The sequence below is a fragment of the Paenibacillus sp. 01T424 genome (assembly GCF_056398745.1).
In genome coordinates this window covers 76,046-92,089 of record NZ_JBFTPZ010000017.1, presented here as the reverse complement: position 1 = coordinate 92,089, position 16,044 = coordinate 76,046, and the positions used below count along the sequence as shown (strand labels likewise).

Genomic DNA, 16,044 nt, shown 5'->3' with positions numbered 1-16,044 from the left:
GATAGGTGGGACGGCTTGAAACAACGCATATTGCTCGTAGAAGACGATCGATCGATTAGCGAAATGGTAGAGGCTTATTTGACGTTGGAAGGCTTCCATATCGTACATGCGGCAGATGGTGAAGAAGCACTGCGGTTATTTTCTCAGGAAACGTATGATTTAATATTGCTGGATGTCATGCTGCCTAAGCTGAATGGCATTGATTTTTTGAAGAAGATTAGGGAGCATAGTCTGCTTCCAGTCCTCATTTTATCTGCTAAGGATGGCGATGTGGACAAAGCTTTAGGATTAGGATTCGGAGCGGATGACTATCTGGCCAAACCGTTCTCTATGATCGAACTGCTCGCAAGAGTAAAAGCTGCGATTCGCAGAGCAACGCTATACTCAGGTGTTCGGAATCAGGAAGCCTCGAACGTACTTCGTGTTCATGAACTTACAATCGATACGGATAATATTGATGTAAGTAAACGGGGCAAGTCGATTAAGCTTACTTCAAAGGAATGGCAGATCATAAAGCTTCTAACGATGAACCCAACCAAAGTGTTTACGAAGGAGCAAATTTACAGATCGGTATGGAATGATGATTACTTTGGAGACGAGAACGTTATAAACGTTCATATCAGCCGTTTGAGAGAGAAGATCGAAGACGATCCATCATCGCCGCAATATATAAAGACGTTATGGGGCATCGGATATAAGCTGGGAGAATTTTAATATGGTTTATAGTTTAGTAGGTATCATTGTCATACTCGCCATTTTAAATGTCATTCAGTATCAAATGAAGCGCGCTAGAAGCTCCGACTTACGGTATATTGCAAACCAAATCAGCAGACAGCTAGAGCAGCAATCTTCGGAAACGCTGCTTCTCATGACAGATGATCGCGAATTGAAACTTCTGCTGGTCGAGTTAAACCGCCTCTTCACAGATAATCAAAATAAGCTGGCGCAGTTTACTAAAACGAATCATTCCATGAGGAAAATGCTTGCTAACTTCTCGCATGATCTAAAAACACCGCTAACCGTCGTGCTCGGCTATGCCGAGATGATACAAGGCACCCGCGAGATGGCATCTGAAGAAAGAGAACGTCTTCTGCGGCTGATTCATGGAAAAACGCTGGAGATCATTAAGCTGATGAACGGTTTTTTCGATCTAGCTAGATTAGAAGCGGGTGACAACGACATCACGCTATCGCGAATACATATGAACGAGCTATGCAAAAAAAGCATTTTGTCCTTTTACGATTTGGTGCAGGCAAGCGGCTATGAAGCAGATATTCAAATTCCAGAAGAAGCGATCTATGCTTTAGGAAACGAGGAAGCGCTGGAGCGGGTGCTCAGCAATTTATTGTCCAATGCCATTCGTTACGGCAGCGATGGGAAGAGAATTGGGCTTGCTATGAGCGTTGACGATTCGTATGTTAGGATTGACGTTTCGGATTGCGGCAAAGGGATTAGCGCTCGAAATCAAGAGCTTGTTTTTGAAAGGATGTTTACGCTGGAGGAGTCTAGAAACAAGGCTTTCCAGGGAAGTGGATTGGGCTTAACGATTACGAAAAGACTCGTGGAGGAAATGAATGGCGAGATTACATTGCATAGCATCCCGTTTGAGAAAACGACGTTCACGGTTAAGCTCAAACGCATGACCTATTAGCAACTTAAGATTTTTGTTAGAAATAAGCAACAAATAAGATAAGGGTGTTCGATAAACTGAGAACTAGTTACAACATGGAAAGAAGGAGAGAACGAGTGGATTATATTTTGAGAACGAGCGGCCTGACGAAAGCATTTGAGGGCAAAGAAGTCGTAAGCAATGTAAGCATGAGCGTGCGGAAGGGCGAAATATACGGCTTCCTTGGCCCAAATGGCGCAGGGAAAACGACCGTTATGAAAATGCTCACGAATTTGATTAAGCCGACTGCGGGGCAAATCGAATTGTTTAATGAGCCGCTTAGGCCTAACACGTATGATGTATTTAAAAGAATGGGAAGCATCATTGAAATGCCGGTTTTTTATGACAAGCTGACTGCCAAACAAAACCTGCAGCTGCATAACGAGTACATGGGCTGCCATGATGACAAGGTTATCGGAGAGGTGCTCGGCATGGTTGCCCTGCGAAACGTGGATGATAAAGCGGTCAAAAACTTCTCGCTCGGGATGAAGCAAAGACTGGCGATCGCTAGAGCGATTATGAACAGACCTGAATTGCTCATATTGGACGAGCCGATTAATGGGCTTGATCCTGCCGGCATTAAAGAAATTCGTAATCTGCTTCAAATGCTAAGTACAGATTATGGAGTTACTATTCTCATATCGAGCCATTTGCTCAGTGAAATAGAGCAAATGGCCAATACGATTGGCGTGATCAGCGGCGGCAGGCTCATTAAACAGGTGTCGATGGCAGATGTAAGGGGCCAGAACTCAGAATATATCGAGCTCATAACGCCGGATCGGACAAAGGCGTGCGCTGTGCTAGCCAACGAGCTCCAGCTCACTAATTTTAAAATTATCAATGACAATATGATTCGCATCTTTGAATCGGGAGCGATGCAGACGACGATTTCAAAGTCGCTTGCACTAAATGATGTGAATATCGAGTCGCTGAACAAGAAGTACACTTCTTTGGAGCAGTATTTCCTCGATTTGATTCAAGGGGACGAGGTGAAGCATTCGTGATTAAACTTATGAAGCTGGAAATAGCGAAAATGGGATTAGGCTGGTATGTGAAGGCAGCGATCATAGCGAATGTCTTGATTGTTACGCTAATGTTCATGATCGGTTACTTTGAGGGTGTAGAAGTAAAAAATGAGATCGCAAATATTGGAGAGCTGTATATTATAGCTGGCGCTATGGTTAGATCGACGTTTATCGTCATGGCTGCCGTTCTAATTAGCAAGTTAATCATTGATGAGTATAAGAAAAAAACAATTCTAGTTATGTTTATGTACCCGGTTAGTCGCAAAAAGCTGTTTGCTTCCAAGCTGGCGATTGTAGCTATCCTTACTTTTGTTGCAATCGTCATCTCGCATATTTTCACATTGTCCATGCTTATTGGCATAAATCATTTTTTTCATATTATAGAGGAAGCGCCTGTACCGATGGATTATGCTGCGCAGCTAGCAAGCATCGTAAGTTTTGCTTTTGCAGCAGCAGGAGCAAGTTTAGTGCCGCTTTATTTCGGCATGCGCAAGCATTCGGTGCCTGCAACTATTCTCTCTTCACTCCTAATCGTCATGCTGACGAGTTCGAGCAATCCTGTCTTCTCACTGGCAACCATCATTTACATTCCGCTTGCTTTAGCAGTATTTGGCGTAGCGATCGCCTGGTCAACGGTTCGGCATATCGAGAATAGGGATGTTTTGTAACACCAAAATCTATTAATTATCATAGAATATTTGAGGGTGAATAAACTAGAATCGAGATTGGTGGTGGATGACGGCAATACGATTTKGGCAAAAACAGAAATCACAATGGCTACGGGTAAGCAAAAGGGGACCACATCGATGTGATCCCCTTTTGCTTGTAAAGCTTAATACTTACGCGTCTTCCCATTTCTGTTTGAAGAACAGCTGATATACCTTGGTAACAACGATTTTCAGCATCATATATACCGGTATAATAATGATTACGCCTATGATTCCAAAAGCGTCACTGCCCACCAGCACCAATAGAATAGTTGTGATAGGGTGAATATCGAGCTGTTTTCCGAAAATATAAGGTGAAATAATATTATCCTGTATTTGTTGTGAGAGTAGAATGACCACTAATGACCAAATCGCAACAGTTGGCGATTCAATTAAACCAATAATGACGATCGGTACAGCAGACAGTATGGCACCTATAAAAGGAATAAAATTCATAATAACAGCAACGACAGTCAATAAAAGAGCATAAGGCAAACCGATGATAAGGAAGCCGATATACATCAGAACACCGAGCGCCAGATTTACAACAACTCTCCCCACAATGAATCCGCTTAGAGCCGTATCAATCTCCTGCATCGTTTTTTCACCTTCAGCATGGTACCTCTTAGGCATGAAGCTGACGATTTTCTGGCCGAATTTATCCCCTTCCTTCAACATGTAAAAAAGAAGAATAGGGAAGGTGAACAAAATGAGTGCGAAATTAGAGATAAAAGAAAACATCCCCGTTAAATAGTTAGTCAACAATGAAAATCCTTTATTCAGGTATTCGGTTATTTTTGAAAAAGGACTTACATCTTCAGGTAAAATGTCTGCTAAAAACCCGTTCTGTTCCAGATCTTGCAGCTGCTTGCCTAACGTATTGAAAAGATTAGGCGCATTATTTACTAAATTGAAAAACTGAGTGCGAAGCGAAGGAAATACGCCAACGATAAATAAACTAAACAGCACAGCAGCTGCTAAATAAATAATGAGAATGACCCAAGGTCTCTTTAATTTAGGTCGCTCCATCCAGTTTACAAGCGGGCGTAGTAGATAATAGAAAAAAGAGGCGAGCATCAACGGAATCATAACAATACTGAACAAAGAAACGAAGGGCTTGAAAATAAAATCGACAAGTGATGCTAAATAAATAATGGCAAGAACTAAAATTACAGCGAAACAAATTTTAATAAATCGGTTTAAAGAAATCAGGGCGCTCACTCCATCTGCTATGAATTGTTTTTAGTATCGAATATTATTATCGCCATTAATAAATTCGTTTAGACTAAGGGAAATCTTTTCTGTTTCTGTTTCATTTTAAAAGATTATGTACATATTATTGCATAAAAACAGTGAGGAATCTAACTCGTAAACTAATATTGAAAAATAGTTTATCAGAGTTTCGTTTGCTGAAAATTTCATAAATATTTTTAAAGTAATGATTGTAGTAATGAGTAAAACGGAGATTATATTTACAAAAAGAAAATACATATTTTATTAAATGTAATTATATAACAGTATAAACCTAACAAATAACTATCACCGAAATGTAATACATCACATTAAAGCTTGACAGCGTTTACTATAGACATTAGTATATGATCCATTAGAGTAATGAAATCCAAAAACAAGAATATATATATTGAATATGCTATAAATTATAGTTGCAGTTAAATTGTTTTATGCTTATATTAGATATGATAAATCTATGGTTTGAAAATTCGGAAAATTATGAATATTGCAAGTTTAGAATCACTACGTTAGGAGGATTCTATTGAAAAAAGAGCTGCTGAAAATTGAAAATTTGACGACTTCTTTTCGAATTGCGGATCGTTATTACGCAGCAGTGGATGATGTGACGCTAACGGTAAAAGAAAATGAGGTTCTTGCCATAGTGGGGGAATCGGGCTCCGGCAAGAGTGCGCTGGCCTATTCCATCATGGGCCTCCATACGAGAGCAAAGATAGAAGGAAATATTTATTACCAAGGACAGGACATTGTCCAGATGTCACCCTCCACGCTAAATAAGCTGAGAGGGAAAGAAATAGGCATGATCTTCCAAGACCCATTATCCGCATTAAATCCCCTTATGATTATCGGTACTCAGATTGAAGAAGTTATTCTCCTGCACCAGCCCAAACTCTCTAGTAAGGAAAGAGCGGACAGGGCGATCGAGCTTTTAACTAAAGTGGGTATTCCTCGCCCAGAGCATACATACGGGCGTTACCCCCATGAATTGTCCGGCGGGATGAGGCAGYGTGTCATTATTGCCATCGCGATTGCCAATGATCCTAAGCTATTAATTGCAGATGAACCGACTACAGCACTGGATGTAACGATACAATTGCAAATTCTTGAATTGCTGCGGCGATTGAAGGATGAAAGCAAGGCTGGCATTGTATTAATCACGCATGACTTGGGCGTTGTGGCCGAGATGGCTGACCGAGTCGCTGTTATGTATGCCGGACAAATTGTTGAAATTGCCGATATCTACACAATCATTGCTAAAGCACAGCATCCCTATACCAGATCATTATTGCAATCGATACCAACTGTGAATGAAGCAAAGTCTAAGCTCCATGTTATTCAGGGAATTGTGCCATCTCTTCAGAACCTCCCGAGGCAGGGCTGCCGTTTTCGATCGAGGACGCCTTGGATTGCTGAGGCTGCACATGAAGCGAACCCGGAAATGCATGAGATTTCTCCGGGCCATTTCGTCAGATGCAGCTGCTACAAGCATTTTCACTTCCCTGACGAGAAGGAGGATCATCAACATGTCATTTCTTGAGATCAGCGATCTAAAGGTACATTTTCCGAATCGCGGGAGTCTTTTCAGTAAAAAGGGTCCACCGATCAAAGCGGTAGACGGTATACAATTCTCCTTGGAGCAGGGTCAGACCTATGGACTAGTAGGCGAGTCTGGCTCTGGCAAGACCACGACAGGCAGGGCCATCATAGGCTTAAATGCAATTACATCAGGAAGTGTTCTCTTCCAAGGTCAGCAGCTTGCTGCTGGCGGACTTCGAAGCCATGCAGGCTTCCGCAGAGATATTCAAATGATCTTCCAAGATCCCTATTCCTCCTTGAATCCTAAGAAACGCGTGCTTGATATTATCGCTGAGCCGCTGCGAAATTTTGAGAAGCAGTCTGCTGGCGAAGAGAAGCGCAGTGTACAACAATTACTGGAGCAAGTGGGCTTGAGCCCAGAATCGATTTATAAATATCCTCATGAATTTTCAGGAGGCCAGCGGCAGCGAATCGGGATTGCGAGAGCCATCGCTTTAAAACCAAAGCTGATTATAGCCGATGAACCCGTGTCAGCGCTGGACGTATCCGTTCAAGCGCAGGTACTAAACTTCATGCAGGATATTCAGAAAGAGCTAAATCTTACTTATCTGCTCATTAGTCATGATCTCGGCATTATAAGGCATATGTGCGATCATATTGGCATTATGTACAAAGGCCGTTACGTTGAACGAGGAACGACAGCTGATATATTCAATCAGCCTCAGCATATTTACACGAAGCGTCTTATCTCGGCTATTCCTGACATTGATCCAACGAAACGAGAGGAAAAACACTCGTTTCGCAAAGCGGTAAAGGCGGAATATGAACAAGCCTATGAAAACTATTTTGACGAGGATGGTTTGGCCTATCCGTTAAAACCCGTTTCAGAAACACATTTCGTGGCTTTGCCTGGGAGAGGGTGAGGACGATGTGGCGCACAGTTTCACGAAGAATAGTCATTATGATCCCTCAAATTATATTGTTAAGCATCCTCGTCTTTCTAATAGCGAAGGCTATGCCGGGGGACGCATTGACTGGAATGATCGATCCGAGTATAGATCCAGCTGCAATGGATGCACAGCGTGAGAGGCTGGGCCTTAACAATCCGTGGTATGTGCAGTATTGGGACTGGATTACGAAAGCTGTGCAAGGTGACTTCGGACAGTCGTTTCGTTTCAAAATGCCAGTGTCTGATTTGATTGGCCAGCGCATGATGAATACCGTTTGGTTATCCATCGTCACTCTAATCCTTACTTACTTGATAGCAATACCGCTTGGGATTACAAGCGGCCGCTATAACGACACATGGGGAGATCGATTGATTACAGGCTATACCTATATTGGATTTGCAGCCCCACTATTTATTTTCGCTTTATTGATGTTATGGGTGTTCGGCTTTCATTTTGGTTGGTTTCCAACGGGAGGAAGCGTCGCTCCAGGACTGGAACCAAGTACTCTTCAATATGTTATGAGCAAATTTTATCATTTGCTGCTCCCAGCCATTTCGATGGCTCTTATCGCAACCGTGTCGACGGTTCAATATCTTCGAAGCGAAATCATTGATACGAAGCAAAAGGATTTCATTATCACAGCAAGAGCGAAAGGCGCCTCAGAATCCCGCGTTTATAATCGCCATATTTTAAGAAATTCGTTATTGCCGATCGCAGCTTTTTTTGGTTATGAAATTACTGGACTCATCGGAGGCACGGTGTTCATAGAGGGTATCTTCAGTTATCCAGGAATGGGTCAACTATTCTTAAGCTCTATCGCTCTGCGGGATTTCAGCGTCGTTACTGCGCTTGTTTTATTGTATGGAGTGGCCTCTATTGTCGGGGCATTAATCTCTGACATTGTTTTGAGTATCGTTGATCCTCGTATTCGAATTAAATAAGAACTCGAGATGTTGAGGTGAAAGAAATGAGAAAGACGAACATTCCCATAACCGCGCTCCAGGTGCCGGATAAAAGCCCGTCAAGCTTGAATATTATTTGGCGGGAAATCGTACGAGACAAAGTCGCATTCGTATCATTAATTTTTTTGAGCGTAGTTATTCTTTCTGTGTATGGGATCTCTCTTGTTCTGAATCAGGAGCAAATTGTATCGGTTGATTTATTCGCACTGAAAAAGCCGCCGTCATCCGAGCATTTGTTAGGTACGGATTATGGAGGCCGCGATGTTTTTGGGCAATTAATTATTGGGACTCGAAATTCATTAACGATTGCTATTATTGTTACTGCATTTACAGGAGTAATTGGCGTATGTGTTGGACTCATTTCTGGTTATTTCGGCGGTACGGTTGATAACATCTTTATGAGATTTGTTGACTTTTTTATGATCCTGCCGACCTTGATGATCGTGATTGCGTTTGTTACAGCCGTACCCAAATATAATATTTGGTCTTTCTCGCTTATTATGACCGCTTTTTTGTGGATGGGGATTGCAAGATTAATTCGTTCAAAAGCGCTGCAGGAGAAGGAGCTTGATTATGTTCAGGCATCCAAAACATTAGGCTCCTCCAATTTTAAAATCATGATGGTCCAGGTATTGCCGAATTTAAGCTCCATCATAATTGTAACGATGACTTTGAACTTGGCGGCAAATATCGGTTTAGAGTCTGGACTATCGTTTCTTGGCTTCGGGTTTCCAGAGAGCATGCCCAGCTTAGGCACGTTAGTCAGCTATGCTAGAGACCCGCAAACGCTCGAGCTTAGATGGTGGATATGGTTACCTGCATCGATACTGATTTTGGTACTGATGTTGAGTATAAACAATGTCGGTCAAGCGCTAAAGCGTGCGACAGATGCAAGACAAAGAAAAGGATAATAAAGGAGGAGAATGATGGTGAAGAAGAACACGATGTTTTCAAGGTCTTTATTTTTACCGCTTATGGTGGCATTGCTAGTCTTTCTTGCAGCTTGTTCATCTAATAACGGGAGTGTAGACACGCCGAGCCCGACTGATGGTGCGGCGAAGCCCACGGAGAGTGCCGCTCCTGCGGAAACCGAGAAGCCTGCTCCAGACGATGGTCTTTATTCCATTGAGGATTTCAGCAATGTGAAGAAAAATGAGGGCGAAGCCATAAAGGGTGGTTCCATTACATTTGGCCTTGTATCAGATACACCATTTGAAGGGACGCTGAACTGGAACTTTTATTCCGGTGATCCGGATTCACAAGTACTAAACTGGTTTGATGAAGGGCTGCTTACTTGGGATAAAAGCTATGTATATACGAATGATGGGGCAGCAACGTATGAAGTGTCTGAGGATGGCAAAACATTTACGCTTACGATTCGCGATAATGTAAACTGGCATGACGGCAAGCCAGTAACTGCAGAGGATTGGTTATTCGCTCATGAAGTCATCGGCAACCCCAAATATGACGGTCCACGGTATGATTCGAATTTCACTAATATCGTAGGGATGACGGAATTCCATGAAGGAAAAGCAAAAACGATCTCAGGAATTGAAGTTTTAGGCGAGAAAAAGCTTAAAATTACGTATATTCAATCATCTCCTTCCCTTTTGACCGGTGGTGTATGGAATTATCCATTAGCGAAGCACATATTCGGCAATATGGATGTAGCTAAAATTTCGGCTTCTCCAGAGGTTCGTGAGAAACCAATCGGCTTCGGGCCATTTAAAGTAAAAAGCATCGTTCCTGGGGAATCTGTTGTTTTTGAGAAAAATACAGATTACTGGCGCGGTGAGCCTGCACTAGATGAGGTTGTATTGAAAGTAATTAATCAAACAACCGTCGTACAACAATTGAAAACTGGCGGCGTCGATCTCGTTGATTCCTTCCCGGCGGATCAATATCCAGATAATGCGAGTCTATCAAATCTTGAATACTTAGGTGCAATTGACCGTGCATATACGTATATTGGCTTTAAACTAGGCAAGTGGGATGCTGAGGCTGGCAAAGTCGTTCCTGATCCAAAATCGAAAATGGGCGATGTAAACCTGCGGAAAGCGATGTGGCATGCGGTCGATAACGATCAGGTCGGCAAGCAATTCTATCACGGCCTGCGCTGGAATGCGACGACACTTATTCCGCCTTCTCACCCAGAGTACCATGATGCTACTAATAAAGGCCTTGCCTTTGATAAAGATTTGGCTAACAAGATTTTGGATGATGCCGGCTACAAAATGAATGGCAAATTCCGTACAAATCCAGATGGCAGCGAATTAGCTATTAACTTTATTTCCATGACAGGCGGAGATATTGCACAGCCGCTTGCTCAATATTATGTACAGTCATGGCAAGCGATTGGCTTGAACGTAAAGCTGGAAATGGTGGAGTTTAACACGTTCTATGATCGTGTAGGCAGCACAGGAAAAGATGATCCAACAGTAGATGTGTATCAAGGAGCTTGGGGCGTAGGAATAGACGTCGATCCGGCTGGCTTATACGGGCGCGATGCGATTTACAACTTCCCGCGTTATGCTAGTGACGAGCAGGATAAACTGCTTAAAGACGGTATTTCAGAAGCGGCCTTTGACGTAAAGGTACGTCAAGATATCTATAAGCAGTGGCAGGAACTGATGGTGAAGGATATTCCTGTATTCCCTACGTTATATCGCGCCGTTATCGTTCCAGTTAACAAACGGATACTCAATTACGCCATTGGAGATGGAACGGGCATTTATCTGCATCAACTTGCAGTATCTCAAGATAAACCGGTTGTAGCGAAGTAAAGCGGTGGTTATTATTTTAGAATAAGTAGAACTTATTATAGTTAAAAGAGCCTTCAAAGCCACGCTGCTAGTGGTTTTGAAGGCTTTTTATTATTTCCCTTGATTAACGAGCCACTCTGTCAGCTCTTCAGATTGAGCTAGAACAGCGATGGGGTCATAATACCATGATCTCTCTTCAGGCCATATGTAGATGTGGCCATTTTTTACAGCCGGAAGATTGCCCCAGATCGGGTCGTTTTGAAAATATTCTATTGTACGGTCATTGGATGTCAAAATAATATAATCGCCTGCATACTTGGACAGCATTTCCGATGAAATTTCAGCCCACTGCTTCTTCATGATTTCATCGGCAACATCGACAGGAGGTTTACGGCCTAATGATTGATAGATGGGTTGGCCGCCGCGACCGAAGTTGTCTCCATAAACCCAAGTCGTTTTATCGCTGTACTCCATGATGGAGAAGGTTGCACCCTCAGGAATAGCTTTATCTACCTTAGCTTTGGCTTCTGCAATGCGTCGGTCATATTCGGCCAGCCATGACTTAGCTACATCTTCTTTTCCGAATAAATCTCCGAAATAGGTCAACTCAGCGTGAACATTTTTTAATTCTCCGTATGGGATAACAATCGTTGGTGCAATTTTACGGAGCTGCTCGTAGCTGTCTCCGTTGGCTGTAATGATGAGATCGGGGGAGAGGCTGATTATGTTTTCAGCGGATGGCTCTCCATAAATTCCTGTATCTGCAACGCCTGCCAGCGCTTCTTTGAAATAGTAGTTTTCTATCGTAACACCCGGAGATCCTGCCGGAATAACATCAAGAGCAATCAGGCTGCCCAAGTATTCTTCGGCTACAATCCGCTTCGGATGAACCGGAATTTCGATGTCGCCTTTAACCGTGGAGACCGTCTTGAATTTCGCAGCTTCCGGCACGGCCGTTTCGGGTGTGGTCTCTTCGGTGCCGCTTGATGGTGCTCCAGTGTTGGTTGGAGCTTTTTCTGTTCCACAAGCGGAAACGAGAACCGCTAACAATAGTAATGAAACGGCAAAAATGAAACGACGGCTGCTGTAAAACTTCTGTTGAAAAGAAAACAATGTCATATCCCCCTTATTTAAAACGATAATCATTCTCAGTAACACTTTACCGTGTAATCTTGAAAATGACTATGGACTAAAATGATGTGTAGTCATGCAGATTTGTGACGTGAGGTCATCGCACGAAGCAGCTCTCGAAGCTGCGCTTGCGTAGAGATCGGGTCGTATCCGCAAAACATATCTGGCTCATTAAGCAGGTATACCTGCTTATTCTGGACAGCTTTCAGCGCAAGCCAGCGAGGGGAGTGAAATAAACGATCCATTTGAATCAGATCACGCTGGCAAGAAGGCAATGAAGTAATGAAAATATGGTCGGCCGGATAAGATGCAATGGTTTCGATATCTGCTTCCACATATCCACGAGCGAAAAAGCCTTGTTCCAGCAATTCGGAGGGAGGCTGAAATCCGAGATCATCATAAAGAATTTGACTGCCTCTGCCATGACTGCTGCTGCAGCAATAAGCTTTGTTCGAATCAATCTCCCATACAACGGCGGTACCGCGATAGCCAAGCTGGCGATCCAGCCTATGATTGCTTCTAATGATCAACTGATCATAATAGGCGAGCCACGCTTCAGCTGTCTGACGTTTATCTACAATGTCAGCAATCATAAGGAACTGTTCGCGCCAGTTCATCGTCATAAAAGGGAGTTCCACCACTGGCGCGAGCGGAAGCAGGTCCTTATTCTCTTCCGCCGTATTGTAGCTAATAATGACATCAGGCCTTGCAGCAGCGATCGCTTCATAATAGGTGGAGGGAGTTTGGCCGTATGTATTTAACTTCTGACTGGTGTTTACAATCAACTTGTTATTGGAATGCTCCAACCAGGTTGTATAGACGCCAAGCTCTGGGATAACGCCGAGCGCCATTAGGCTAGCAGTATGATTTAGATTCAATGCGGCAATCCGTTTGTGCTTGCGTTGATAAGCGGTGGGGGAAAGCCCGACAGCTTCTTTGAATTTACGGCTTAAATAAAAGCCTTCCTTATAGCCGACTTCTAGTGCGAGAGTATTCAGATCAGGAGCTCCGACAAGGATACGCCGCTGCGCGCTGCGAATTCTCAGCAAGGTCAGATAGGCATTGAAGGTGCGTCCCGTATTTTTGCGGAATGTACGTGAGAAATGCTCTTGGCTTACATGAGCTTGTTCAGCCATTTGCTCCCGCGTCAGATCCTTATTATAATGCGTCTCCATATATTGAATGGCATGTTCCAGCCAGTAGTTGGATGGCTGCTGCAAAGCATTACGTTCTTTGAACAACTCTACAAGCAGCTCAATAAACAACTGTTGAGATTGAAGCGGTTCACTTAATTGGGGCTCTCTCCACACCGTTTCCAGCTCGCCGGCTAGTCTAAGGATTCCGACAGGACAGCGATGCAGCGGTTCAGCGTGATTGAGCCCGCGATGCTCGGAGCCCTCTGCAGTCAAGCAGCGGTAAGCAATCTGGATACCGCGCAGCGAGGGAGATGCCTTCCATTTTAATCGCTGATAGGCATCACATAACACGACGCTTCCACGCGCTATCTCATACAGCTGATCGTTAATAGAAAGCTCAGCTGTACCGCTCGATACGATGAGAATACGGGAAAATGGTGTCGCTTCTTCAAAGAAGCGGTCTGCCACCGTTTCATTATCTATTCTAGTTACTTGGACAGGCATATAAAATAAATGGGAGGAAAGGGACATTTCTTCACAAGCAGGGGACATAGGCAGTTCACTCTTTCTGGATGATGATAAATCCATCGACTTCTATCATTATAAATGATAATTGTTCTCAATTACAATGGATAGCGCTCATCATACAGAAAAGGGGCTGTCCCATAAGGATCAAGTTCGCGGAGGAATAGCTCGCGTTGAACGGAAGTATTGGTAAATATATGAAAAATAGCAGTACAGGAGAGCTATTCCTGTACTGCTATTTTTAGCGTAATTCTCTTTTCCACCATATCCAGCATCTGCGATGCATGTTGTATGATTGTAATGTGCGTGAACCGATAGTGGAGAGTAAACAAGTGCAAAAGTGCACCTGTTTTTAATAAACAAGATTGAAATGATACAAATAGGTGTACAAATACCTCTAATTGAGCAGAATTGAAAAAGATTTGGATAAATAAGTGCATTTCTGTGCTTAGATGAAGCTGCTGCAGGCGCTGCCGCAAAAGTCTTCGCATGACAGGGGAACATCCTCGTTTTCAAATGAAAGGACCCCTAATTCCACTGTATAGTGGAGCTTGAGGTCCTTTTTCTCGAAGAAAATAAGTTATAAGTAGTGCTCAAAAAATCGCAATATGACTTTTAAAACGCCCCGTGCTCTTGGTGATCTGTGAATTGGTATTAGAATAAAGGACCGGGCGTGCTGCAGCCTGGAAAAGAATTAACATCTTGAATCGTATTAAGGGGATATTGCTTCGTCGCAAATTGACTCTGATACAAGTATTCCTGCAGCACTAAATTACCGCCGGTAATGCTGCATAAAACGCCTGTTACACCTTGTCCGTTCATTAAAGAGACGCCGACTGGCTGGCCGACTAATCCTAAAGCCTTCGAATACCATGACATTTGAAGCATAAAAGAATCACCTCCACCATGCATTGTATGTTAGACATTGGCGGAGGGTAACAGAGGTCAACAGAGGTCAACCTCTATTACTTACATGCTTCAGCGAAAATAAGAGCCATCTGCTCACTGTCCGCTTCTCTATAGACATAATCATGATAATGGGGCTTATGAATGCCCTGCCAACCTTTTTCCACCGCGCTTTTGTAATAATGTAGGGCACGATCCTGCTCTCCGGTCAAATAAAACAAGCAAGCGGCATTCCAATACAGCGCGGCATCTCCGTTCCAATCCCAGCCTTGATCAAGAGCTTGTGCGTAGCTCCATGCTGCACGTGCATAGTCTCGTTCCACGCCATATCTCGTATCTCCACGCAGATAATGGTTCCCGTTAACGAGGAGATTGTTTAAAGGCAGATTCCATCCGAACAAAACGGGGAAATCAATAAGCAGCTTAAACCCAGCAGCTATAGCGGTTTGTTGCGAGCCTATATTGCTTGACCAGCATTGCCAGCCTACTCTTGTCATGCCTCGTTGCTTCGCAAGTGACAGTGCACCTAACGCTGTTTTTCGAGCCCATCCGTTGCCTCGATATTGTTCATCTGTTTGAATGCCAAGCTCACATTCATCCCCGACTACCCAATCGGCCAGGCACCAGCTGATGATGGCGGGTCCTTCATCCGTGTCTTGAATTGCAGCGCATCCAAAACCTCTATCCTCATAAGCTTCAATGGAGGCCCAGCCACCTTGAATTTCACTGATGACGCCATCGAGCCCTATTAAATCTTCTCTTTTAAGAAAGCTGCTATCTACCGGAAAAATATGATCAGCAAGCTTAGTCTCTATTCCGTCCAGATCGTGAGTAAACGTCATACGGCCGCTTCGCAGAGGCAGCAGATCCTTCATCACGAGACTGAGCATGTTTTCCCATTTCTCATCCGAGGGATAGAAGAGCACATAATCCAGCCGTCCGATCGCTGCAAGCTTCGGCAAAAGCTCTTCTTTAAACAGCTTGTTAACTTCTTCAAAAAATAAATGATTTTCCGGGCTCCCGCCTAAAAATATACCTTGAGGACTTGTTAATACTGCTGACGCGCTGTCAATGGACAAGAAAACTCTGCCGTGCAAAACACCTTCAATGACACCTTGAATCGATAAATGGTGCTTCAAAGCTCCAAAAAGTGCTGCTGCTTTAGAGAAGTTTTCGCTGGCAAGTTCCGTTCCTATCGCTTTCGAAATATACATTAACTTATTTCCTCCCAGAAGTATGTGAGAGGTTTATTTAATTATAAATGTAAACCTCTCACATGCTTTTTGATTTGATTGTTCTTATTCAAACATCATCACTCCTTTTAACGTAGTAGAGGTCATACTCTAGGTGCTGTTGATACCATGTCTAAATTCATTATGCTTAGTGGAAATAGGCACGGCAAGGTGCTGTTTATTTATACTTAAACTTTACTGATTTCACACAAGTGTAATTTAACCAAAAATGATTTTTACTAAAATAGAGAA

The 16,044-nt window shown here is 43.3% G+C and carries 14 protein-coding genes; 9 read left to right on the top strand and 5 right to left on the bottom strand.

Annotated features, from left to right (window positions below):
- Nucleotides 1–15: 15 nt before the first annotated feature.
- The 4 genes from AC1DPK_RS15110 to AC1DPK_RS15095 all read left to right on the top strand — a co-directional run bounded on the left by AC1DPK_RS15110 (nucleotide 16) and on the right by AC1DPK_RS15095 (nucleotide 3,362).
- Nucleotides 16–714: a response regulator transcription factor gene (locus AC1DPK_RS15110; RefSeq protein ID WP_441878684.1), complete on the top strand. Its 699-nt coding sequence runs from the start codon at nucleotides 16–18 to the stop codon at nucleotides 712–714.
- A gap of 1 nt (nucleotide 715) precedes the next feature.
- Nucleotides 716–1,651, top strand: coding sequence for a sensor histidine kinase (locus AC1DPK_RS15105; protein WP_477510835.1), 936 nt, complete (start codon nucleotides 716–718; stop codon nucleotides 1,649–1,651).
- A 95-nt stretch (nucleotides 1,652–1,746) separates the two neighbouring features.
- On the top strand, nucleotides 1,747–2,673 hold the full coding sequence (locus AC1DPK_RS15100; protein ID WP_441878680.1) for an ATP-binding cassette domain-containing protein: 927 nt from the start codon (nucleotides 1,747–1,749) through the stop codon (nucleotides 2,671–2,673).
- Nucleotides 2,670–3,362 (top strand): ABC transporter permease, encoded by a 693-nt coding sequence (locus AC1DPK_RS15095; RefSeq protein ID WP_441878678.1) that lies wholly within the window; start codon nucleotides 2,670–2,672, stop codon nucleotides 3,360–3,362. The genes AC1DPK_RS15100 and AC1DPK_RS15095 overlap by 4 nt, the downstream gene beginning before the upstream one ends.
- A gap of 171 nt (nucleotides 3,363–3,533) precedes the next feature.
- Here the strand turns inward: AC1DPK_RS15095 and AC1DPK_RS15090 are convergent, their stop codons facing one another.
- Nucleotides 3,534–4,613 (bottom strand): AI-2E family transporter, encoded by a 1,080-nt coding sequence (locus AC1DPK_RS15090; RefSeq protein ID WP_339209496.1) that lies wholly within the window; start codon nucleotides 4,611–4,613, stop codon nucleotides 3,534–3,536.
- Between the two features lie 562 nt (nucleotides 4,614–5,175).
- Here AC1DPK_RS15090 and AC1DPK_RS15085 point away from each other — a divergent pair.
- Genes AC1DPK_RS15085 through AC1DPK_RS15065 form a run of 5 tightly spaced genes read left to right on the top strand, consistent with a single transcriptional unit; the run spans nucleotide 5,176 to nucleotide 10,883 of the window.
- Nucleotides 5,176–6,189 (top strand): ABC transporter ATP-binding protein, encoded by a 1,014-nt coding sequence (locus AC1DPK_RS15085; protein WP_477510834.1) that lies wholly within the window; start codon nucleotides 5,176–5,178, stop codon nucleotides 6,187–6,189.
- Nucleotides 6,176–7,111: an ABC transporter ATP-binding protein gene (locus AC1DPK_RS15080; RefSeq protein WP_339206714.1), complete on the top strand. Its 936-nt coding sequence runs from the start codon at nucleotides 6,176–6,178 to the stop codon at nucleotides 7,109–7,111. The genes AC1DPK_RS15085 and AC1DPK_RS15080 overlap by 14 nt, the downstream gene beginning before the upstream one ends.
- Nucleotides 7,112–7,116: 5 nt before the next feature.
- Nucleotides 7,117–8,079, top strand: a complete 963-nt coding sequence (opp4B, locus tag AC1DPK_RS15075) for an oligopeptide ABC transporter permease (RefSeq protein ID WP_475446149.1) — start codon at nucleotides 7,117–7,119, stop codon at nucleotides 8,077–8,079.
- Nucleotides 8,080–8,105: 26 nt separating this feature from the next.
- The gene (locus AC1DPK_RS15070; RefSeq protein ID WP_076268768.1) at nucleotides 8,106–9,011 is read left to right on the top strand and encodes an ABC transporter permease; all 906 of its coding nucleotides are present in this window, start codon (nucleotides 8,106–8,108) and stop codon (nucleotides 9,009–9,011) included.
- 15 nt (nucleotides 9,012–9,026) lie between these two features.
- Entirely contained in the window at nucleotides 9,027–10,883 is a 1,857-nt protein-coding gene (locus AC1DPK_RS15065; protein WP_477510857.1) for an oligopeptide ABC transporter substrate-binding protein, read from the top strand.
- Nucleotides 10,884–10,973: 90 nt separating this feature from the next.
- Here AC1DPK_RS15065 and AC1DPK_RS15060 read toward each other — a convergent pair whose 3' ends face one another.
- The 4 genes from AC1DPK_RS15060 to AC1DPK_RS15045 form a co-directional block, all read right to left on the bottom strand.
- Nucleotides 10,974–11,981 carry an ABC transporter substrate-binding protein gene (locus tag AC1DPK_RS15060; protein ID WP_477510833.1) on the bottom strand — a complete coding sequence of 336 codons (1,008 nt, stop codon included), beginning with the start codon at nucleotides 11,979–11,981 and terminating at the stop codon, nucleotides 10,974–10,976.
- Between the two features lie 86 nt (nucleotides 11,982–12,067).
- Nucleotides 12,068–13,681, bottom strand: coding sequence for an AraC family transcriptional regulator (locus tag AC1DPK_RS15055; protein ID WP_477510832.1), 1,614 nt, complete (start codon nucleotides 13,679–13,681; stop codon nucleotides 12,068–12,070).
- A gap of 627 nt (nucleotides 13,682–14,308) precedes the next feature.
- A complete protein-coding gene (locus tag AC1DPK_RS15050) occupies nucleotides 14,309–14,533 on the bottom strand; it encodes a hypothetical protein (protein ID WP_339209498.1) in 225 nt (74 codons plus the stop codon).
- A gap of 86 nt (nucleotides 14,534–14,619) precedes the next feature.
- Nucleotides 14,620–15,774 (bottom strand): GNAT family N-acetyltransferase, encoded by a 1,155-nt coding sequence (locus AC1DPK_RS15045; protein WP_477510831.1) that lies wholly within the window; start codon nucleotides 15,772–15,774, stop codon nucleotides 14,620–14,622.
- Between the last annotated feature and the right edge of the window lie 270 nt (nucleotides 15,775–16,044).